At 63.4% G+C, this 20,171-nt stretch carries 20 protein-coding genes; 12 read left to right on the top strand and 8 right to left on the bottom strand.

Translation table 11 applies throughout. The features are described from left to right. Positions 1-12: 12 nt before the first annotated feature. A complete protein-coding gene (locus tag AC1DXM_RS29480; protein WP_477238712.1) occupies positions 13-909 on the bottom strand; it encodes a LysR family transcriptional regulator in 897 nt (298 codons plus the stop codon). A gap of 148 nt (positions 910-1,057) precedes the next feature. Here AC1DXM_RS29480 and AC1DXM_RS29485 point away from each other — a divergent pair, with 148 nt between their 5' ends. Beyond that, positions 1,058-2,593: an MFS transporter gene (locus AC1DXM_RS29485; protein ID WP_477238714.1), complete on the top strand. Its 1,536-nt coding sequence runs from the start codon at positions 1,058-1,060 to the stop codon at positions 2,591-2,593. Between the two features lie 6 nt (positions 2,594-2,599). Here AC1DXM_RS29485 and AC1DXM_RS29490 read toward each other — a convergent pair whose 3' ends face one another. Genes AC1DXM_RS29490 through AC1DXM_RS29500 form a run of 3 tightly spaced genes read right to left on the bottom strand, consistent with a single transcriptional unit; the run spans position 2,600 to position 4,859 of the window. Beyond that, positions 2,600-2,914, bottom strand: a complete 315-nt coding sequence (locus tag AC1DXM_RS29490) for a nuclear transport factor 2 family protein (protein WP_477238716.1) — start codon at positions 2,912-2,914, stop codon at positions 2,600-2,602. Then, positions 2,914-3,690 carry an esterase family protein gene (locus tag AC1DXM_RS29495; protein ID WP_477238718.1) on the bottom strand — a complete coding sequence of 259 codons (777 nt, stop codon included), beginning with the start codon at positions 3,688-3,690 and terminating at the stop codon, positions 2,914-2,916. The genes AC1DXM_RS29490 and AC1DXM_RS29495 overlap by 1 nt, the downstream gene beginning before the upstream one ends. 5 nt (positions 3,691-3,695) lie before the next feature. After that, on the bottom strand, positions 3,696-4,859 hold the full coding sequence (locus AC1DXM_RS29500; RefSeq protein ID WP_477238720.1) for an ATP-grasp domain-containing protein: 1,164 nt from the start codon (positions 4,857-4,859) through the stop codon (positions 3,696-3,698). A gap of 517 nt (positions 4,860-5,376) precedes the next feature. Here AC1DXM_RS29500 and leuA point away from each other — a divergent pair. From leuA to AC1DXM_RS29520, 4 genes are all read left to right on the top strand, one after another. After that, positions 5,377-7,053 carry a 2-isopropylmalate synthase gene (gene leuA, locus AC1DXM_RS29505; protein ID WP_477238778.1) on the top strand — a complete coding sequence of 559 codons (1,677 nt, stop codon included), beginning with the start codon at positions 5,377-5,379 and terminating at the stop codon, positions 7,051-7,053. A gap of 194 nt (positions 7,054-7,247) precedes the next feature. Next, complete coding sequence (locus tag AC1DXM_RS29510) at positions 7,248-9,017, top strand: tetratricopeptide repeat protein (RefSeq protein WP_477238722.1); 1,770 nt, start codon at positions 7,248-7,250, stop codon at positions 9,015-9,017. Between the two features lie 101 nt (positions 9,018-9,118). Next, positions 9,119-9,922 (top strand): alpha/beta fold hydrolase, encoded by an 804-nt coding sequence (locus tag AC1DXM_RS29515; protein ID WP_477238724.1) that lies wholly within the window; start codon positions 9,119-9,121, stop codon positions 9,920-9,922. A gap of 84 nt (positions 9,923-10,006) precedes the next feature. Then, positions 10,007-10,624, top strand: a complete 618-nt coding sequence (locus tag AC1DXM_RS29520) for a hypothetical protein (protein ID WP_477238726.1) — start codon at positions 10,007-10,009, stop codon at positions 10,622-10,624. On the opposite strand, the gene AC1DXM_RS29525 is transcribed toward AC1DXM_RS29520, so the two are convergent. Continuing rightward, positions 10,614-11,549: a metallophosphoesterase family protein gene (locus tag AC1DXM_RS29525; RefSeq protein WP_477238780.1), complete on the bottom strand. Its 936-nt coding sequence runs from the start codon at positions 11,547-11,549 to the stop codon at positions 10,614-10,616. The two genes, AC1DXM_RS29520 and AC1DXM_RS29525, sit on opposite strands and share 11 nt — an antisense overlap. A gap of 71 nt (positions 11,550-11,620) precedes the next feature. Between AC1DXM_RS29525 and AC1DXM_RS29530 the strand changes: the two genes are divergently transcribed. Further along, positions 11,621-12,121, top strand: coding sequence for an NUDIX domain-containing protein (locus AC1DXM_RS29530; protein WP_477238728.1), 501 nt, complete (start codon positions 11,621-11,623; stop codon positions 12,119-12,121). Between the two features lie 90 nt (positions 12,122-12,211). On the opposite strand, the gene AC1DXM_RS29535 is transcribed toward AC1DXM_RS29530, so the two are convergent. Continuing rightward, positions 12,212-13,198, bottom strand: a complete 987-nt coding sequence (locus AC1DXM_RS29535) for a glutathione S-transferase family protein (protein WP_477238730.1) — start codon at positions 13,196-13,198, stop codon at positions 12,212-12,214. 270 nt (positions 13,199-13,468) lie between these two features. Here AC1DXM_RS29535 and AC1DXM_RS29540 point away from each other — a divergent pair, with 270 nt between their 5' ends. The 6 genes from AC1DXM_RS29540 to AC1DXM_RS29565 all read left to right on the top strand — a co-directional run bounded on the left by AC1DXM_RS29540 (position 13,469) and on the right by AC1DXM_RS29565 (position 18,215). Then, positions 13,469-14,005, top strand: coding sequence for a GNAT family N-acetyltransferase (locus AC1DXM_RS29540; protein ID WP_477238732.1), 537 nt, complete (start codon positions 13,469-13,471; stop codon positions 14,003-14,005). Between the two features lie 95 nt (positions 14,006-14,100). Next, on the top strand, positions 14,101-14,862 hold the full coding sequence (locus AC1DXM_RS29545; protein WP_477238734.1) for a 3-hydroxyacyl-CoA dehydrogenase: 762 nt from the start codon (positions 14,101-14,103) through the stop codon (positions 14,860-14,862). Positions 14,863-14,868: 6 nt separating this feature from the next. Then, a complete protein-coding gene (locus AC1DXM_RS29550; RefSeq protein ID WP_477238736.1) occupies positions 14,869-16,041 on the top strand; it encodes a CaiB/BaiF CoA transferase family protein in 1,173 nt (390 codons plus the stop codon). A gap of 36 nt (positions 16,042-16,077) precedes the next feature. Beyond that, positions 16,078-16,848 carry a HugZ family pyridoxamine 5'-phosphate oxidase gene (locus AC1DXM_RS29555; RefSeq protein ID WP_477238782.1) on the top strand — a complete coding sequence of 257 codons (771 nt, stop codon included), beginning with the start codon at positions 16,078-16,080 and terminating at the stop codon, positions 16,846-16,848. Between the two features lie 149 nt (positions 16,849-16,997). Beyond that, complete coding sequence (locus AC1DXM_RS29560; protein ID WP_112561151.1) at positions 16,998-17,336, top strand: ArsR/SmtB family transcription factor; 339 nt, start codon at positions 16,998-17,000, stop codon at positions 17,334-17,336. Between the two features lie 57 nt (positions 17,337-17,393). Continuing rightward, positions 17,394-18,215 (top strand): TrmH family RNA methyltransferase, encoded by an 822-nt coding sequence (locus tag AC1DXM_RS29565; RefSeq protein WP_477238738.1) that lies wholly within the window; start codon positions 17,394-17,396, stop codon positions 18,213-18,215. 18 nt (positions 18,216-18,233) lie between these two features. Here the strand turns inward: AC1DXM_RS29565 and AC1DXM_RS29570 are convergent, their stop codons facing one another. Both AC1DXM_RS29570 and AC1DXM_RS29575 read right to left on the bottom strand, forming a co-directional pair. Next, positions 18,234-19,385 carry a coiled-coil domain-containing protein gene (locus AC1DXM_RS29570; RefSeq protein ID WP_477238740.1) on the bottom strand — a complete coding sequence of 384 codons (1,152 nt, stop codon included), beginning with the start codon at positions 19,383-19,385 and terminating at the stop codon, positions 18,234-18,236. 155 nt (positions 19,386-19,540) lie between these two features. Beyond that, complete coding sequence (locus AC1DXM_RS29575) at positions 19,541-20,077, bottom strand: DUF1134 domain-containing protein (protein ID WP_235984549.1); 537 nt, start codon at positions 20,075-20,077, stop codon at positions 19,541-19,543. Positions 20,078-20,171: the final 94 nt, after the last annotated feature.

Here is a 20,171-nt window from a genome sequence, read left to right on the forward strand (position 1 = left end):
CGCCGCGAAGGACTACGAGCCGCTCAGCGTCGCGGCAAGCCGGTCGGGGAGGAAATCGACGAACGCGCGAACCTTCGGCGACAAATGGCGATTTGACGGCCACAGCATCCGGAACTGGCCGCGGCCGTCGACATGGTCGTCCAGCACAGTGCGCAATTGCCCATCGCGCAGCGCCTCGCGGACCAGGAAATCGGGCATGGAGCTGATGCCGAGCCCGGCCATCGTGGCGCCCTTCAGCGCCTCGGTGTTGTTGCAGGTCAGCATCGAGCGGACCTGCGGCTCGACACTGCCGCCGATGAACGGCCAACCCTGCAGCTTTCCGCTGTTTGGAAACCGGAAGCGTATGCCGTAATGGTTCACGAGATCGTCCGGTCCGCTCGGGTTGCCGTGCTGCTCGAGGTAGGAAGGTGCTGCACACAACAGCAGCCGGAAGGGCGCAAGCGGCCGTGCCACCAGGCGCGAATCCGGCAGCTCGCCGCTGCGGATTGCGATGTCGACGCCTTCGTCGATGAGGTCGACGATGCGATCGTTGAAATCGATGTCGAGTTCGATTTCGGGATAGCGCGCCATGAACTCCGACAGCACCGGCAACAGCAGGTGATAGGTCACGATCGGCGTCGAAACGCGCAACCGCCCATGCGGCGTTTCCCGCGTCCGCGACAGCATCGCCTTGGCATCGTCGATGTCGTCGAGGATGCGACGCACCCGCTCGTTGAACAGCTTGCCCTCTTCGGTCAGTCCGACACGGCGCGTGCTGCGCTGCAGCAGCCGCACGCCGAGATCCTGCTCGAGCCTGGCGACGCTCTTGCCGACGGCCGACGCCGAGATGCCAAGCGTTCGGCCGGCGGCGATGAAACTGCCGAACTCGGCGGTGCGGGCAAAGGCCAGAAGGCCGTTGAGGCGTTCCATCATATCTCTCCATTCGAGCGTTTCAGTCCGGTATATCTGGAGATTTAATACTATTTTTCTCGTAATGTCGCGGGCCTATCTTGCCGTTGCGACCGGTGCTGCGCTCCCAACGGCACACCGGCGGATCCTGCTTCAGATAGGAAAACCCATGACTTCGAAGACCACAAACGGCGCCGCCGCGCCATGGCTCGTTCTGCTTTCGGTATGCCTTGCCGCCATGACCATGCCCTTGACCTTCACCGGACCGGCCGTCGCACTCTCGCGCATTGCAGCCGATCTCGGCGGCAGCCCGATCGCGCTCAACTGGGTGACGAACGCTTTCATGCTGACCTTTGGCGCCACCCTGATGGCGCTGGGCGCGCTCGCCGACAATCATGGCCGCAAGCGGATGTTCATTGTTGGCCTCGGCCTCTATGTCCTGGCCACGCTGGGCGCGATGCTGGCCCCTGACATCGTCTGGTTCGACACACTTCGGGCTGCGCAAGGGCTCGGCAGTGCCGCCGCCTTCGCGGGCGGCGCCTCCGCGCTTGCCCAGGAATTCGAGGGGCAATTGCGGTTGCGCGCCTTTTCCTTCCTCGGCACCAGTTTCGGCATTGGCCTCGCCTTCGGTCCGGTCGCCTCCGGCCTCATCATCGAAGCATTCGGCTGGCGGTCGATCTTCATTCTGGTGGCAGTGCTTGCGATTGCCGCCGCGCTACTGGGTCTGGGCACAATCAAGGAATCGCGCGACCCCGATGCGACCGGCCTCGACTGGGCGGGGGCCGGCACTTTCACGATTGCGCTGGCCGCGCTGACCTACGGCGTGCTTCAGGCGCCGCAGAGCGGCTGGACCGATCCGCTCGTGATCGGGCTGCTTGCCATCGCTGCGCTCTTCTTTGCCGCCTTCGTCATCGTCGAGCGGCGCGTGGGCCGGCCGATGCTCGATCTCTCGCTGTTCCGCTTTCCCCGCTTCGTCGGCGTCCAGTTTCTGGCGGCTGCCCCCGCCTATGGCTTCGTCGTCCTGCTCGTGCTGTTGCCGATCCGCTTCATCGGCATCGAGGGGATGAGCGAGATCAAGGCCGGGCAATTGATGATCTGCCTGTCGGGACCGCTGTTGATCCTGCCTCTGCTTGCCGGCCAGGTGGCGCGCTGGATCGCTCCGGCGACGATCTGCGGTGTCGGCCTGCTGATCGCCGCCGCCGGCCTTGTCTGGCTGAGCCTGACCCCGCCGGTCGCCATTGCCTTGGTGGCGCCGCTGGTGCTGATCGGCATCGGCATCGCTTTGCCCTGGGGGCTGATGGACGGACTTGCCGTCAGCGTCGTGCCGAAGGAGCGCGCCGGCATGGCGGTCGGCATCTTCAACACCACCCGCGTCGCCTGCGAGGGCGTAGCTCTGGCGATCGTCATGGCTGTCCTGTCGGGTTTCACGGCTGCACAACTGGCGGGTTATGGAATAGCGTCTTCCCCGAGCGCAACCGCCGCCGCCCAGCTGCTGGTGACCGGCAATGTCGGCGAAGCGGCAGCCCGCTTGCCGGCAGCCGGAGCCACGGTCCTGGTCCAGGCCTACGAGACGGCGTTCGACAGGCTGCTGATCGTGCTGGCGGCAATCACCATCGTCACCGCGCTTGTTGTCTTCCTCGGCCTGCGCCGCGGATCGACCGTGGAGCACGAAACCGTTCCTCTGCCGATATGCCAGGAAGGATAGGCGATCTCAGCTGATGACGAGGCTCGCTATGCGGTCGCCGTCCAGCGTGAAGACCATGTCCCCTTCGCCGTTGAAGCCTTCGCCTGTGACGGCGATGCGGACGTGGTAGCTGCCATCGGCCTCGGCGATGCGGACAATGCGCAGATTGGACTTCACGCCGATATTGTCCGACTGGTTCCAGCGCGCAATCTGCTCGCGGCCGTGGAAGGATCGTCCCCAGTCGGTCAAGGATGCATCCGACACGAACGTGTCGAGAAACGCTTCGGTGTCACCTTCATTGGTGGCTTCGACAAAGCGGCGGATGGGATCGGGTGTGGCCATCAGTCCAATCTATGCATCAGATCGTCATCCAGCCAGCGGCCGAAGAAATAGACCAGCTGCTTGTGCCACCAAGGCCAGTCATGGCTGACGTCGCCGCCCCAATAGTCGACCCAGGCGGGAATGGATTTGTCGCGCAGGATCTGTTCCAGCTTGCGCGTCTCGACCAGCATGCGCTCTTCCCAGGCGCCCTGCCCGCAACAGAAGATCATCCGCAGCGCCTTCAGCCGCGCCAAGAGCTTGGGGTCGACAATGCCAGGCAGATAGTCGAGCGGCGAGTTGTAGAAAATGTCGCCTTCCAGCGCCTTGCCGAAGAAGTCGTGCGCCGAATAGACGCCCGATAGCGCGATGACGCCGCTGGCGAGTTCTGGAAAGCGGAAGACGAAGTTCGAGGAATGGTAGCCGCCCATAGAGCAGCCGGTAAACAGCGGCTTCAACTTGCGTCCGCCATTGGCTTGCTCGGCGGTCGCCAGAAACTCCGGCAACGCCTCCTCACGGACATAGCGGAAATAGGCCTCGTGACGACCGATGCGGTGGGCGGCGTCGGCATGCTTGTTGAAGAAAGACTCCGAATCGATGCCGTCGACCACGAACAGCTGGATGCGGCCGGTGTCGATGAATTCGGCCAGCGCCCCCACCCCGCCGGAATCCTCAAACTGATAGAACCGCCCTTGCGAGGTCGGGAACACGACCACCGGCCGGCCGGCATGGCCATAGCGCTTGTATTCCATGTCGCGGCCGAGATTGCGGGCAAAGCCCTTGTGATAGGAAATGTCCATCGCGTTTAAGCCTTTTCCGCATGGATATAGGCGACGGCCTCGCGCAGCGCTGCTTCGTCCTTCGAGCGCATCTGGTAGGCGTAATTTCCCATGGCGCGGCTGAAAACCTTTTCTATCGGCTGATGGTGGACGATCTTGTCGCGATGCGCGGCTAGCACGTCCTCATGGCTGTGCAAATAGTGGAGGTGCTGCTTGCGGCTGGCATAGGCGGTGAAATACTTGCCCTCATAGGGTCCGCCCGCGGCATCCTTGACCACCATGTCGGCCCACGCCGCATAGACGTCGATGTCGAACGTGTAGTTGATCGCATCGGTCATCCACGCGCCGGGCGGCCGCATGTTGACCTCGAGTGCGATGACACGGTCCTTGGTCTCGAACAGCTCGATGTGGAAGAAACGCTCGCGCACGTCGAACGCCTTCAGGATTTTCCTGCCCGCCTCCTCCACCGCAGGACTGATCCTGGGAAAGCAGGTGTAGCTCATGTGGCGGTCCTTGTTGACCACCTCCATGACGCTCTGGTCGTAGCGGTGGCTGGCCGCAAGCACCACCTCGCCGTCACGGTTGACCAGCCCGTCATAGGTCACCACCAGCCCTTCGATGAACTGCTCCATGACGAAGGTCACATCCTCGGGCTTGTCCCGGAAGAACTGGTCGAGCTCCTTGGCGTTGGAAATCTTGAAGGTGTTCGAGGCGCCGGAACCGGAATCCGGCTTCACCACCACGGGATAGCCGACGCGGCGGATGAAGGTCATGGCGCCTGCACGGTCGGAGCATTTGCGCTGCGCGATGGTGTCGACGCCGCTCTTGCGGAAGAAGGCGCGCATGCGGCTCTTGCGCTTCAAATTCTTCACGAAATCGAGCTTGGTACCGTAAATGTTGAAGTCGGTGCGGATGTTGGCTTCCAGCTCCAGCCAGTGCTCGTTGAGCGATTCGAAGCGGTCGATGCGGCCCCATTTGTGGATGAAATGGCCCATCGCCCGGAACACCGGATCGTAATCCTCCATATCGGCGACGCGGTAATATTCCGACAGTGCCGCCTTCAGCTTGCCGTCCAGCGCCTCATAGGGCGCATCGCCAATGCCGAGCACCGTGGCGCCGGCCTTCTTCAGCCGGTCGCAGAAATCGGCGCCGTTGGTGGGAAAATGCGGCGAGAAGAAAACAAAATTCATGGGCGACCTCCCCCGGCATCGCGACCTCGTCCATGCATGTCGCCCGGACTGCGAAGCAACGACGACACGCACAGAAACAACACCAAGTCTGGCGTATTTGCCGCGCGCGGGGAAGAGGCCTGGAATGGGCGCAAATGCGCCTACTTGCCTCTCCATGGCCGCTCCTGTATGAAAACCGCCATGAACACGCGCGCCACCTCCGTCGCTTCCCGTCCGACCGGCTTTGCCGGCGAGACCGTTCGCGCGCTGGCATCGACCTTGCTTCTTCTCGGCCTTATCGGCGATCGCCGGGTTCGCTGAAGGAGCGCCCGGCGGTCGAACCGCCGCTTACGCGCACGCTCCTTGGCCAGTTCAAAATTGGCAATTCACATCAAGCGAACGAAAATCTGGTAAGGCGCAGCTCGCTCTCAATCCGTCCGAAGACCGATCCGTGAGCCGCCGGGAGAATAAGACGATGAACGCACGAGAAGAGATCCGATCCGGCGAAGCCGAAAGCGTAAAACGCGCGGCCGGCCACATGCCGGGCGCCGCCCGCAAATACCAGCCCTATCCGACAGTCGGCCTCACCGACCGCACCTGGCCCAACAAGGTCATCGACAAGGCGCCGGTCTGGTGCTCGGTTGATTTGCGCGACGGCAACCAGGCGCTGATCGACCCGATGGGCCATGAGCGCAAGGCGCGCATGTTCGCGCTGCTGCTCGACATGGGCTTCAAGGAGATCGAGATCGGTTTCCCCTCAGCCTCGCAGACCGACTTCGATTTCGCCCGCTGGTGCATCGAGCAAGGCAATGTGCCGGCCGATGTCTCGCTGCAGGTGCTGGTGCAGTGCCGGCCCGAACTCATCACCCGCACCTTCGAGGCGCTCAAGGGCGCCACCAACCCGATCGTGCATTTCTACAATTCGACCAGCGAGTTGCAGCGCCGCGTCGTCTTCGAGAAGGATGTCGGCGGCATCAAGCGCATCGCCACCGATGCAGCCAAGATGATCACCGACATGGCGGCGAAGGCCGGTGGCGGCTATCGCTTCGAATATTCGCCGGAGAGCTTTACCGGCACCGAACTCGAAGTCGCGCTGGAGATCTGCAACGCCGTCACCGAGATCGTGAGGCCGACGCCCGACAACAAGCTGATCATCAACCTGCCGTCGACGGTCGAAATGTCGACGCCCAACATCTATGCCGATCGCATCGAATGGATGTGCCGCAACCTCGACAACCGCGAAAACCTGTTGATTTCTCTGCACCCGCACAATGATCGCGGCACCGGCATCGCCACCACCGAGCTCGGCCTGATGGCGGGTGCGGACCGCGTCGAAGGCACGCTGTTCGGCAATGGCGAACGCACCGGCAATGTCGACATCGTCACCCTGGCGCTCAACATGTACACGCAAGGCGTCGATCCCCATCTGGATTGCTCCGACATCAACCGGATGAAGGACGTCTACGAATATTCCAACCAGCTGAAGATCCCCGAGCGCCACCCTTACGTCGGCGAACTCGTCTACACCGCCTTTTCCGGCTCGCATCAGGACGCCATCAACAAGGGCATGAAGGCGCTGAAGAAGGCCAATACGCCAGTCTGGGAAGTGCCCTATCTGCCGATCGATCCGGCCGATGTCGGGCGCAGCTACGAGGCTATTATCCGCATCAACTCGCAGTCCGGCAAAGGCGGCATCGCCTATGTGCTGCAGGCCGATTACGGCCTCAACCTGCCGCGCAATCTGCAGATCGAGTTCAGCCAGGAGATCCAGGCGATCACCGACGCGGAAGGCAAGGAAGTGCCGGCCAAGCGCATCCACGACCGCTTCATCGAGACCTATGTCGACCAACCTGGCGGTCGGCTCAAATTCCTCGACCATCACACCTACCCTGATACCGAGAAAAAAGGCCGGCGCGTGGTCGAGGCGGTGATCCTCGATAACGGCAAGGAGACGACCATTACCGGATCCGGCACCGGCCCGATCGATGGCTTCGTCGATGCGCTGTCGCGCCATGTCGGCGTCGACATGTCGGTCCTCGACTACTCCGAGCATTCGCTCCAGCGCGGCTCGAACGCCTCGGCGATCTCCTATGTCGAGATGGAATATCCCGGCGGCAAGCTGTTCGGCGCTGGCATCAACACCAACATCGTCGCGGCCTCGCTGGAAGCCGTTGTTTCGGCTGCCAACCGTATCATCGGGCGCAAGGCCGGCTGATTTCTCGCCGGGCGCCGTATCTCCGCGGCGCCCGGAAATCCCCCATTTGCCGGGGAAAATCCCGATTTTTTCGTGTTAACCATCGGCAATTATATGGTGCGGTACGCGATCGCATAACATAAGCAAGCTTGTATGGACGTGCAGGCGCTATATGATTGCGCCTCAACCTGTGCCGACTTCGAGAGGATCGACACTTGCAGCATGCCACGCCTGCCGCCCCCGCAGTGCGCGAGACACTGGAGAGACTGCTCGCCAGCGAAACGTTCGGACGTTCCGAGCGCGCACGCAAGTTGCTGCGCTACCTCGTGGAGCGCGAGCAAGCCGGCGAAGCCGACAGGCTCAAGGGCTTCTCCATCGCCATGGACGTCTTCGGCAAGGACGGCGATTTCGATTCGTCGACCGATGCGGTGGTCCGGGTGCAGGCAGGCAGGCTGCGCGAACTTCTCCAGCATTATTTCGCCAATGAGGGCGTCGCCGAACCGGTCCGCATCGCCATTCCGCGCGGCGGCTATGTACCGTCCTATGAACTCAACGCAATCCGCCTGCCGCAGGAGCCGGTGGCGCTGGCGCAGGCGGTAGCCGCCTTGCCCGGATCGCCCGAGGACCCCGCTCTTGCCGCGCCCCCGGTTGCCTCGATGGCGTCGGCGGTTGCGGAACCTGGACCTTCCCTGGCGCGCCATCTGCACTTCTTCTGGGGCGCGATGGCGCTGGTCATCCTTATGCTGGGCGTGCTCATCCTGCGCCAGGGCAGCGGCGCACTGCTTGCCAGCAGCGATCCGGCGGCGGTGGTCGAGACGACGGGCGCAACGAGCAGCATCGCATCGCCGACGGTGGAGGCCCTGCCCCTCGTCTACATCGCCGTGAAGGCCACCGGCCCTGAGGCAGGCCGCGTCGCCGCCTCGCTGCGCGCCGGTCTTGCCGGTTTCGACACAATCGACTTCATCGGCCGTGACGCCGACAGCAAGCGCGACCCGAGCACCGACCCGACCAGCTTCGTTTTCGATGTCCTGCCGGGACCAATGGCAGGTGACGTGACGCTTGAGCTGCAGAGTGTGGCGACCGGCCGCGTGCTTTTGTCCCGCAATCTGACGGTCGCCGACAGTGCGCCTGGTACCGTCGAGGATCGTATCGCCGCCATCCTCAGCTCGACCATTCCCGCCGCCGGCCCGCTCTACAGCTACATCGAACAGAACGGCATTCAGACAGGGCTGACGAGGTGCCTGATCCTCAACGACAGATATTATCTCGACCAGAGCACCAAGACTCACGAGGCGGCCTATCGCTGTCTGGAAAACCTTGCCAGCCAAGGCGCGAAATCGTCGCTCGTCTATTCGGAACTGGCATCGCTCCATCTCGAGGCCGCGACCGATCACTACGCCTATCCGCCTGACGCGACGGTCGAACAAGCGATGTCTTTTGCCCATCGCGCCATACAGATGGGGCCGACCAGCCCCTATGCGCATCGCGCATACGGTTACCTTTACTCGCGCCTCGGCACTCCCGAGGAGGCGATCCGCTGGATGCGCAAGGCTTATCAGCTCAACCCCTACGACCTCAGCATGGCTGCCGCCTACGGCTATGGCCTGATCTTCGCCGGCAAGTATGCCGAGGGAACACCGATCCTGACCCGTGCCGTCGAGACGTTCAGCGGCCACCCGACTTGGTGGGATTACGGGCTCTTCGCCGGGCAGTTCATGCTGGGCGATATGAACAAGGCCGCGATCGCGAGCGAGTCGCTGCGCACGACGGCGATGAAATCGCATTATCTGGCGGCGCGGCTGATCGGCGCCAAGGCTGCCGGCCGCGAGCAGCTGGCGGCCAAGCTTCTGGATGAGCTGACCACCAAATTCCCTAAATTCGCCGCTGACCCGCGTGCGGCCTTCGCCGAGCGGAAATATCCCGCCGATCTGACCGAGCGGCTGGTCGAGGCGTTGCGCGCCGCGGGCCTCGGTAACGCCAGCTAGTATCTTTCCGGATCGCGAAAATTTTACTGGCCATCGGTCTGGACTGGGAGCAATCCAGCCCAATTCGAAATCTCCTGTCTTGCAATAATCATACATTTTTCATGGTCTCATCCCTCTATGTTGCCGAGCGGGGCGCCGGGCCGAAGACGGTCGTCCTGTTGCATGGCTTCGGCGGTTGCCATGACATCTGGCGCGAGGTGACCGCGACGCTGGCGCCCGGGATCAGAACACTGGCCTACGATCTTCCGGGACACGGACTGTCGCTCGATTTCCCTGGTAGCGGTCCGGCCAAGACAGCGGCGCGAGCAGTTCTCGCGGATCTCGCCGCACGCGGCGTAGCAAGGGTGCATGTCGCCGGTCATTCGATGGGCGGTGCGGTAGCCACCCTGATGGCATTGGCCGAACCCGAAACAATAGCCTCGCTGACGCTTCTGGCGCCGGGCGGTTTTGGCCCGGAGATCAATGGGCCGCTGTTGCGTCGCTACGCGGCGGCGGCCGACAGACGCGAAATCCGCACCTGCCTTGCCGCCATGTCCGGACCGCAAAGCCCGCCGCCCGAACGCATCGTTGGCGTGCTGGCGGAAGTACGCCGTCGCCCCGGCCAGTTGCGCAAGCTGGTCGAAATATCAGCCGTCATGACCAGGGATGAGCGGCAGGGCGTCATCCCCCGCGAACAGCTGGACACGCTCAACATGCCGGTGATGGTGGTTTGGGGAACGGACGATCCGGTCCTGCCCTATACTCAGGCTGATGGCCTGCCGGCGCATTTTCACATCCATCACGTCCTCGATGCCGGCCATATGCTGGTCGAAGAAGTGCCTGAGGTGGTCGCTCAGGCCGTACGCCGGAACATTGCACGCCGCGGCAGGCGCCTGCGTCCGGCACTCGACGCCGCAGCGAGCTGAACCTCGCTGGCTTCCGGCATCTCGCCAGTGCATTTTGCAAATGGCTGTGCTAACTCGCTATTAACCATATATTAGCGAGGGATGATGAAGGACTCAGACGAGCAATTCACCTCTTTAACCCCGTCGCGCAAACTGTCCGATGCCGTTCGCGACGTGAAGAATGCCTTCGCCGATCGCGACGACGTCGTGGTCGACATGCGCGAGGCGCACCGGATGCGACTTGAGTTGCTTGCCGCCGAACTCGCCCCGGTCTTTGCCGACGTGCCCGCCGACATGGACAATTTCGACTTCGTCGTCTCATCGGGCCTGCAGCCGCGGCTGTGGATCGACGCCGTCAGCCATGTCGCCATGGGACGCGACCGCCGCACCTACCGTTTCCTCAGGGATACCCGCATCGGCCGCGTGGTGTTGGCCGAATCGACCGATATGAAACCGGTTGCCGATCAGGTCACGCGCTATGTGGCGGAGCGCATCGTCGAGCGCCAGCGCATGATGGAGGGTGGCGTCGAGTCCGCCGTCGCCGGCCTGAACCGCGCCACCGTGCGGGAAGCCGAACCACCTTTGCAAGCAATCGCGCCCGGCAGGCGCTGGTCGACCTTCCTGTCCGGCCTCGGCCTGATCGCCGCCGGCGCGGTGGTCGGCCTTGCTGTGTCGGCGGTGCTGTTTTGGGATCGCATCATGGCGATGAAGATCAGCTTCTGACCAGTGGTTTAGATGCCTCGGCATCCACGCCGAGTTCCACCACCTGGAGGTCGGATGGCGGTATGGCCGGTCCGGTCAGGCCGCGACGCGTCAGCCGGATCCGCCAGCTGCCTTTTTCGCCGTCGATGTCGAGCAGATTGTACTGTGCCGCCGGATTCTTGCCGCCCGGTGACTGCCCGGCAGCGGCGACGCCGACAACCGGAATCCTGGTGCCGCGTCCGCCGATGAAGAACAGCGACGGCAGGTGCGAATGGCCGTGCAGCACAAGCTCGGCGCCATGCCGGTGAACGGTCTTGTGGAAACGGGAGATGCCAAACAGGCGCTTTTGCTGGGTAACGGCGCCGCGCACCGGCGGATGATGGATCATGATCACCCGCAACAGGCCGCGTTTGGCGCTGGCGTCGAGCACTTCAGCCAGCCTTTGCGCTTGGCCTTCGAGGAAGAAGCCGTTGGCCATGAAAGGTGCCGTGGCGCGCGCCGTCGAGACGCCGATCAGCGCGACGTTGCCGCGCACGCGCAGATAGGGAAAGGTGTTGCGATCGATTGGTGTGGTGACGCCGTCGCCGCTCATCCACGCCGCCCAGGAGCGGCAGACCTTGTCGAAGGCGCCCGGCACATAGGCGTCGTGATTGCCCGGCACCACCGAGACATCCTCCGGCGAGCCCAGCGTCTCCAGCCAGTGCTTTGCCATCTCGATCTCGCCATCCAGCGCCAGATTGACCAGATCGCCGGTGACGGCGAGGTGGTCGGGACCGCTCGCCTTCATGTCGGCGACGATAGTGTCTATGACGGCATCGTGCATATGGCGGCGGCGGTTGCGCTGCCAGTTGACGTAGCCGACCACGCGCTTGGACGCGAGTTCGCGATAGGTTACACCGGGAAGCGGCCCCAGATGGACATCGGAAATATGCGCGAGCCTGAACATCCTTCCTTCATAGGCGACGCGCCCCCCGCTTTCCACTCACTGTTTCCTGTCTGCTTACGGTTTCGCTAGCGATGGCGATATCGGATCCGGAGCAGGCGTTTCGCCAGGCCGGTTGGGCCGGCCTCAGGGCAAGGTTGTTCCATCTCTATTTCCTGCTGCGGCGGCCAATGACGCTTGGTGTGCGCGGCCTGATCCACGATCGCGCGTCGAACTCCGTCTTCCTCATCCGCCACACTTACGTTCCCGGCTGGCAATTGCCGGGCGGAGGCGTCGAGCTGGGCGAAACGCTTGGCGAAGCGCTGACGCGGGAATTGGCCGAGGAAGGCAACATCGCGCTCACCGCCCCGCCGGTGCTGAAATCGATGCATTTCAACCGCCGCTCCAGCCGCCGCGACCATGTCGCCCTCTACCTGATCGAGAGCTTCAGCCAGACGGCGCCGAAACTGCCGGACCACGAGATCGCCGAAGCCGGCTTCTTCCCGCTTGATCGTCTGCCCGAAGGCACGACGCCGGCGACGTTGCGGCGGATCGCTGAGGTTTTTGGTGGGGACCCGGCATCGCCGCACTGGTAGGCCAGAGTTCTCCGACAGCATTAGCTGCTGCGCTAACTCTCGCTGCTGAAATCGCAAAATAGTGCGCCATGCGCTCGATTGGATTTGGCGTCACGCTGCCTTCCTGAATCGCGCCCGGTCATGCGGCGCGGCGTAGTCGAGCTCCGGGCCGACCGGCACGATGCGCGTCGGGTTGATGCCCGCGTGGCTGCCGTAATAATGCGTCTTGATGTGGTGCAGGTTCACCGTGCCGGCGACGCCGGGCACCTGGTAAAGATCGCGCATATAGTTCGACAGGTTCGGATAGTCGGCGATGCGGCGCAGATTGCATTTGAAATGGCCGACATAGACCGGGTCGAAACGCACCAGCGTCGTGAACAACCGCCAATCCGCCTCGGTGATGCGCTCGCCGGTGAGGTAGCGCTGTTTTGACAGCCTCTCCTCCAGCGTGTCGAGTGCCGAGAACAGCTCCCCAAAAGCTTCTTCATAGGCTGCTTGCGTGGTGGCAAAGCCGGCGCGGTAGACACCATTGTTGATGGCCGGATAGACCAGCGCATTGACCTTGTCGATCTCGCCGCGCAGCGTCGGCGGATAGAAATCGACGCCGGCATCGCCCCATTCGTCGAAGGCGGAATTGAGCATGCGGATGATCTCGGCGGATTCGTTGGAGACGATGGTCTGTTCCCTTTTGTCCCACAGCACCGGCACCGACACCCGGCCCGAATAGGCGGGATCGGCTTTGGTGTAGATCTGATGCAGGCAATCGAGGCCGTAAACCGTGTCGCCGGTGGCTCCGTCCTCGGCCAGAAAAGTCCAGCCGTCGGCGCCGAGGAAATGATGCACGACCGAAACCGAGATGATGCCTTCGAGCTTCTTCAGCGCGCGAAAAATCAGCGTGCGGTGCGCCCACGGACAGGCGAGCGAGACATAAAGATGGTAACGGCCCGGTTCGGCCTTGAAGCCGCGCGTACAGCCTTTAGCCGGCGCGCCATCACGCGTGATCCAGTCACGCCACTGCGTCTCGGCGCGCACGAACCTGCCGCCGCTATCGACCTTGGCCGGGCGGTCCTGCCATTTGCCTTCGACCAGCAATCCCATGCGAAATCTCCTTGCCTGCCTTGGCAATGTAGGTGCAAAGCGGCAATGTCGAAGTCGTCATCTGCTGAACAGAGCGTCACTCGTCCGAAATGCCTGATAAAAGCGACCGATTGCAGCGGCCGAAAAATGATGCTAGCGGACACTCCGCATGTTCGACTTTGCCTCGATACGGTTTGACCGACGACGAAAGGGCGCCCGCGCTTAGAAAGCGCTGACTGGCGAACGCTGCCGCTTGCAGCAACCTTCCTCGTATATCGGACCGCAAAGACCATGAGCCTTGCCGACGTGAAATACCTGCCGGAAACACCGGCACATGACCCCGAAATCGAAGCCATCAACGACGAAGCCTTCGGCCCCGGTCGCTTCGTGCTGGCCGCCTACAAGATCCGCGAGGCCGGCGGCCACGAGCGCTCGCTGTCCTTCGTCGCCGTCGATGGTGACATCGTCGTCGCTTCGGTGCGCATGACCCGCATCGCCGCCGGCGCCGGCCGCGCGCTGATGCTCGGGCCGCTTGCCGTACGCCCTGCGTTCAAAAATCTCGGCATCGGCCGCCGGCTGGTGGCGATCGCGCTGGAGGCGGCGGCCAAGGCCGGCGCGCCGGCGGTGATCCTTGTCGGCGACGAGCCCTATTACGGCCCGCTCGGCTTCAGGAAGATCCCGCGCGGCCAGATCTCCATGCCACGCCCGGTCGACCTCGACCGGCTGCTGTCGCACGAGATCGTGCCTGGCGCCGTGGCGCGTCTTTCCGGTGAGGTCTGCCATGCCAGCCTTGCCAGGATTGCCGAGAACGTTCCGGCGATGGCCTGATTGCCCGGCCGATCGAGACGTCTCGATGGACCGGTCAGGTTGCACCATGCCAGCGACCTCCGTAGCATGATCCGCAAAAGCAGGGAGGACGCGGCATGAACCCGAACGGCCAGATTGCGATCGTAACCGGCGGCGGCTCCGGACTAGGCGAGGCAACCGCCCGCGCGCTGGCCGATAAGGGCGCCCGCGTCGCGATTTTCGATATCGGCCTCGACCGGGCGGCGAAAGTGGCGGGCGACATTGGCGGCACCGCCATCCAGTGTGACGTCAGCAGCGCCGACAGCGGTAAGGCCGCGGTCGCCGAAGTGGAAAAAAGGCTTGGGCCGGCGCGCATCCTGGTGAACTGCGCCGGCATTGCCATCGGCGTGAAGACCATCGGCAAGGACGGTCCGCATCCGCTCGACCAGTACCGCAAGGTGATCGAGATCAACTTGATCGGCACCTTCAACATGATCCGCCTCGTCGCGGATCGCGCCGCCAAGCTCGAGCCGTTGCAGGGCGGCGAGCGCGGCGTCATCGTCAACACGGCGTCGGTCGCCGCCTATGACGGCCAGATCGGCCAGGCCGCCTACGCCGCCTCCAAGGGCGGCGTCGTCGGCATGACGCTGCCGGTCGCCCGCGATCTCGCGCGCTCCGGCATTCGCGTCTGCACCATCGCGCCCGGCATCTTCAAGACGCCGATGATGGCCGGCATGCCGCAGGAGGTGCAGGATTCGCTTGGTGCGGCCGTGCCCTTCCCATCCCGCCTCGGCGAACCGTCCGAATATGCGGCGCTCGCCCTGCATATCGTCGAGAACCAGATGCTAAATGGCGAAACCATCCGTCTCGACGGGGCGATCCGCATGGCGCCGAAATAGCTGGCCATGACGGCCGGCGCAGCCGCAGTGAAGACCGGCCCTCTGGCCGGCCTGAAAGTCATCGAGATGGCCGGGCTCGGCCCGGTGCCGCTGGCCGGGCTGATGCTGTCGGAAATGGGCGCCGAGGTGCTGCGCATCGAGCGCGCCGGATCGGACCAGCCTTTGCTGCCGCTCTCCGATGCGCACAATCTCGACCGTTACGGCCGCTCCATCCTGCCCCTCGACCTTAAGCAAGAGAAAGGCATCAAGCTGGTGCTGGGTCTCGTTAAGAAAGCCGATCTGCTGATCGAGGGCTTTCGTCCCGGTGTCATGGAGCGATTCGGTCTCGGCCCGGATGCTGCATTGGCGCGCAACCCGGCGCTGATCTACGGCCGCCTGACCGGCTTCGGCCAGGACGGGCCGCTGGCCGGCCGCGCCGGCCACGATATCACCTACCTCGCCTATTCCGGTGTGCTGCATACCATCGGCCGGGAGGAAGGCCGGCCGGTGCCGCCGCTGAACCTGATCGCTGACAATGGCGGCGGCGCCATGATGCTGATCGCCGGCGTGCTCGCAGCGCTGTTTGAGCGTTCGCGCTCCGGCAAGGGCCAGGTGGTCGACGCGGCGATGGTCGAGGGCGCTTCGATGCTGGCGGCGCCCATACACGCCTTCATGGCGGCCGGCCTGTGGAGCGACAGGCGCGGCGCCAACCTGCTCGATTCCGGCGCCCCCTTCTACGACACCTATGAGACGGCGGACGCACGCCACGTCGCGGTCGGCTGCCTTGAGCCGCGCTTCTTCGCCGAATTCGCCAGGTTGCTGCCACTGGGCGAGCATTTTGTCCGCGGCCAGTACGACAAGGCGTTGTGGCCGGACATGCGCGCCACCTTCGCCGACCGGTTCCGGCTGAAGACGCGCGACGACTGGGCCGGTCTGTTTGAGGGCACCGACGCTTGCGTCGCGCCGGTTCTGTCGCTTGCGGAGGCCAGGAACCATCCGCACAATCGTGCTCGTCACGCATTTGTGAAGACGGGCGCGTTCGAACGCCCGGTACCTGCGCCGCGCTTTTCCGCCTCGCAGCCGGCGCTTGCCGCCATGCCGGATGATGACGACCAGCGGCCGCAAATCGTGCTGGCGCGCTTCGGCTTTTCGGCAGATGAGATCACAGCGCTTGTCAAATCCGGTCTGATTGGCCAATAACTGGATGAAGAAAATCAACTTAACCCGGTGAGCATTTTGAACGAGCCGAAGAAGGACGTCATTCGCGCGACGGACGCCGAGGCGGTCAGGCTGGCAACAACCTTGATCCGCAGCGCCAGCTTTGGCGCCCTGGCGGTCATCGAGCCCTCGACCGGTTCGCCGCTGGCCTCCAGGGTCGGTGTCGCCACCGACACCGATGGCGCGCCGCTGATCCTTGTCTCGGCGCTCTCCGCCCACACCGGGGCGATGCTTGCCGAGCCGCGTTGCTCGCTGCTTGTTGGCGAACCCGGCAAGGGCGATCCGCTGGCGCACCCCAGGATAACGCTGGTTTGCCGGGCCCAGCCGCTTGAGCGCGGATCGAGCGCGCATGCCCGCGCCGAGCGGCGCTATCTCAATCACAATCCCAGGGCTAAGCTCTATTCCGGGCTCGGCGATTTCTCGATCTTCCGGCTCGAGCCGGAGCGCGCCAGCCTGAATGGCGGTTTCGGCAGGGCCTATCTGCTGGGCCGTGCCGATCTCATCACCGATGGGCCGATCGTCGAAGAGCTGGCCGCCAGCGAACAGTCCGCCCTCGACCACATGAATGCCGACCATCTCGACGCAATCGCTGTCTATGCGCATCATTTTGCCAAGGCCGAAGGTGATGGCTGGACCATGACGGGGTTCGATGCCGAGGGCATGGATCTGGCATCGGGCGACGCCGTTTGCAGGGTCTATTTTCCGCAACCATTGAAGACCGCGCGCGACCTGCGGCCAGTTCTTGTCGACATGGCCAAGACCGGACGTATGCCGGCTACGCAAGGATAATCGTCATGAATCAAAAGCATGTCTTGAGATTTGGGCGAAATGATCTACGATTCATACGGCGCTGAATCAGCAGCGCGATCCACAGCTGAATTATAGCACCCAACGCTATTTGCCCCCATAGCGTTCGGATGAGCAGGGAAACATGGGGCATGGTCTCTACCAAATTAATCGCCAATGCCGAATCGGCGGCGACGTTTCTGACCCTTATGGGCAACGAAAAGCGGCTTTTGATCATGAGCTATCTGGCCGACGGTGAGATGTCGGTCGGCGCTATCGCCGAAAAGGTGATGCTCAGTCAGTCCGCTTTGTCGCAACATCTGGCCAAGCTCAGGGCGCTCGATCTTGTCGAGACCCGCCGCGACCGGCAGATGATCTACTATTCCTGCAAGTCGGACGCCGTGCGCGAGCTGCTGCGCATGCTGGACGGCATTTTCGGGATCGGCGACTTGTCCCAGATGGCAACGCGTCTGCGCCGCGCCGGGACTTGACCTGCGGCTCCGATCGCTCCTTACCTGGCTGACGATTTTTCGCTGGCCGAGGTATTGATGGGTCCGATCCAGATCGACGACGCGCGCGATCCGCGGGTCGCCGCCTATCTCGACATCCGCGAACGCGATCTCACCGGCCGCCATGGCCGGTTCGTCGCCGAAGGCAAGGTGGTGCTGAACGTCCTGCTGTCAGGCGGACGCTTCGCCGCCGAGTCGGTCCTGGTTCTGGAGAACCGGCTGGCCGGGCTCGACGACATCCTGCGCAAGGCCCCTGCCGACCTGCCGGTTTACGTTGCGAAAAGCGACGTCATGGACAGGATCGCCGGCTTCCACATGCATCGCGGCATATTGGCGATCGGCAGCAAGGGCGCGCCGCAACCCGCAGAGGCCTTGCTCGACACCTTGCCAGCCGACGCGCTGATGGTCGTGCTCATCGGCATCGCCAACCATGACAATATGGGATCGATCTTCCGCAACGCTGCCGCCTTCGGCGCCGATGCCGTGTTTATTGACGCCACCTGTTGCGATCCGCTGTATCGCAAGGCGATCCGCGTCTCCGTCGGCGCAGCGCTGAAAGTTCCCTTCGCCTCCTTCAGCGACACTGAAGGTTTCATCGCGAAGCTCGACGAGTTGGGCTTCGGCCAGGTCGCTCTATCGCCGCGCGGTGAGGCTGACATTCGCAATGCCGCGAGACCGAAACGACTGGCGCTCTATCTCGGCACCGAAGGCGAAGGCCTGCCCGAGAGGCTGCTTGACCGGCTGCGGACGGTGAGGATTGCGATGTCTGAAGGGTTCGACAGCCTGAATGTCGCTGCAGCCTCAGCCATCGCGTTGCATCATTTTTCGACTGCCAAGTCGGTAGCCGCTCAAGATTTTTGAAAGCCAGCGGCCTGAAGCTCAGCCCGCCGAATCTGCCTTTTGCAGCGCCCGCACGCGATCGGCGAGGCTGATGGTTCCCGATCGCGCTTCCTGCGGCGCAGCCAACGCCTTGGTGATCGGCGAATCGGGTCCTTCGAGCTTGGCCGTCAGGCTGACCACCTCTGCCGCCAAGGTGTTCATCTGTTCGCGCAGCGCATCACCGGCGCTGCGCCCGTCATCGCCATTTCTCGTGGTTTCGGAACCGCCAAGCTCCGTCTTCAGCCGGCTGTTCTCACGGGCCAGCGTCGTCAGCCTGGCTTCCAGCCGCTCGCGATCGCCTTCGAGCTTGGCTAGCACCTTGTCGACGTCCTCATTACCAGCGGGGGCATTGTCTTGCGCGCCAACAAGGCCAGCAGCCACGGCGCCTCCCACAGCCTCGCCCTTCAACCGTTCGCGAAGCCGGACCAGTTCCTTTTCGCGGCGATCGAGCTTGTCCTCGCGATCGGCAAGCGTGGCGAGCAGGCGCTCGAGCTTCTTCTCGAGATCGGCGGTTCTCTTCTTCTCGGCTTTCAGAGAATCGCGCGTGGCCTTGCTCTCGGCGACGACTTCCTGATGGCGCTTCTCGGCTTCCTTACGCTGGCCGCGCAGCACCGAAATGTCGTTGGCGAGCTTTTCCAACTCCGATTCGCGCGCCACCAGTTCGATCTGACGATTGCTGGAGGAGAAGGAGGCGTCGTCATACATGTGCTCGAGCTTTTCGAGCTCAAGCGCGCGCTTTTCCATCATGCGCTCGGCCTGCACCAGCTTGTCCGTCAGCTGCTGTATCTGCTGCTCGCGATGCAGCAGCAATTCGTTTTTTTCTCCGAGCTCGAAAAGCGCCTGCTTCTTGTCCTTGCGCTCGACCGCCAGGCCTTTCAGCGCCTCGCGCCCGCGACTGATTTCGACGAGTTGCTCATTGGCCTGCTCACGCAGCGTCTTGACGCTGATTTCGAGCCGGCGCGTCGTCATGGCGAACTCGGCCCGCAAGCTGTCCTTGTCGGCCTGGATCTCGGCCAGCGTTCGCGGCACCGACGCCTCGACACGCCTGCGCGTCAGCGCAACCGCCCGCCGCCAGATGGCCGGCGCAACCAACAGCGCCAGAAAGCCGGCGCACAGAAAGCCGAGGGCGAAGAACAGGATCGACTGAACCAAGGTGACTACCCGTTACAGGCGGGTCGCTAGCCGACAACCGCCAAGTCTGGACTTTGCCATGTTCGCATGACGCAAATCCAGCGCTGCGGCAAGAGTATGCCGCAGCTTGATCGGGTCGGCACCTGTTGATCGGGTCGACCTGTGGTCGGAATCGCTCAGAAGGGATTCCAGGTCGGCCTCTGCGTCAGCTTCAGATAGCCGAGATTGACGCCAAGCCGCGCGCCGACGCCGGTGCGGATCGGCACCAGCAGCACCCTGTTGTTCTGCAACACGTTGAAGCCGACGCCGGCCACGACATAGGCGGAACCGGCGACGCCGCCGAACCGATTGTAGAGATTGCTGACGTCGTCGAGATTGTAGACGAGCATCATCACCCGCGATCCCTCGCCGCCGAAATCCCAGCCGAGCGACGGACCTTGCCAGAACACCTTATGGTCGCCGGCATTCTTGGTGTAGAGCGTGCCTTCGCCATAGGTCAGGCCGCCGATCACCGCGCCAGAACCCTCTTCGCCGAGCAGATAGCCATTGGGCAGGCCGTAGGAGGCAAAAATCTTCTCGACGACGGTGGCGAGACCGCCCGACGTCGCGCCGAAGAACTTGTGGCCGGAATCGACGATCTCCTGAGCGGTGTATTCCTGCGCCCGCGACGCAGAGGTTGAGAAGGCGAGAGCGCCCATGAGGGCAATCGCCATGAAGAAGACACGGACAAAGGTCCGGTCGTAGAATCGGGAAACCATGCTTCCAATCTCCGTCAGGGAGCACTTTCGCCGACACCTCGCACCCCGT

This window comes from Mesorhizobium sp. P3_A2, from assembly GCF_056403115.1.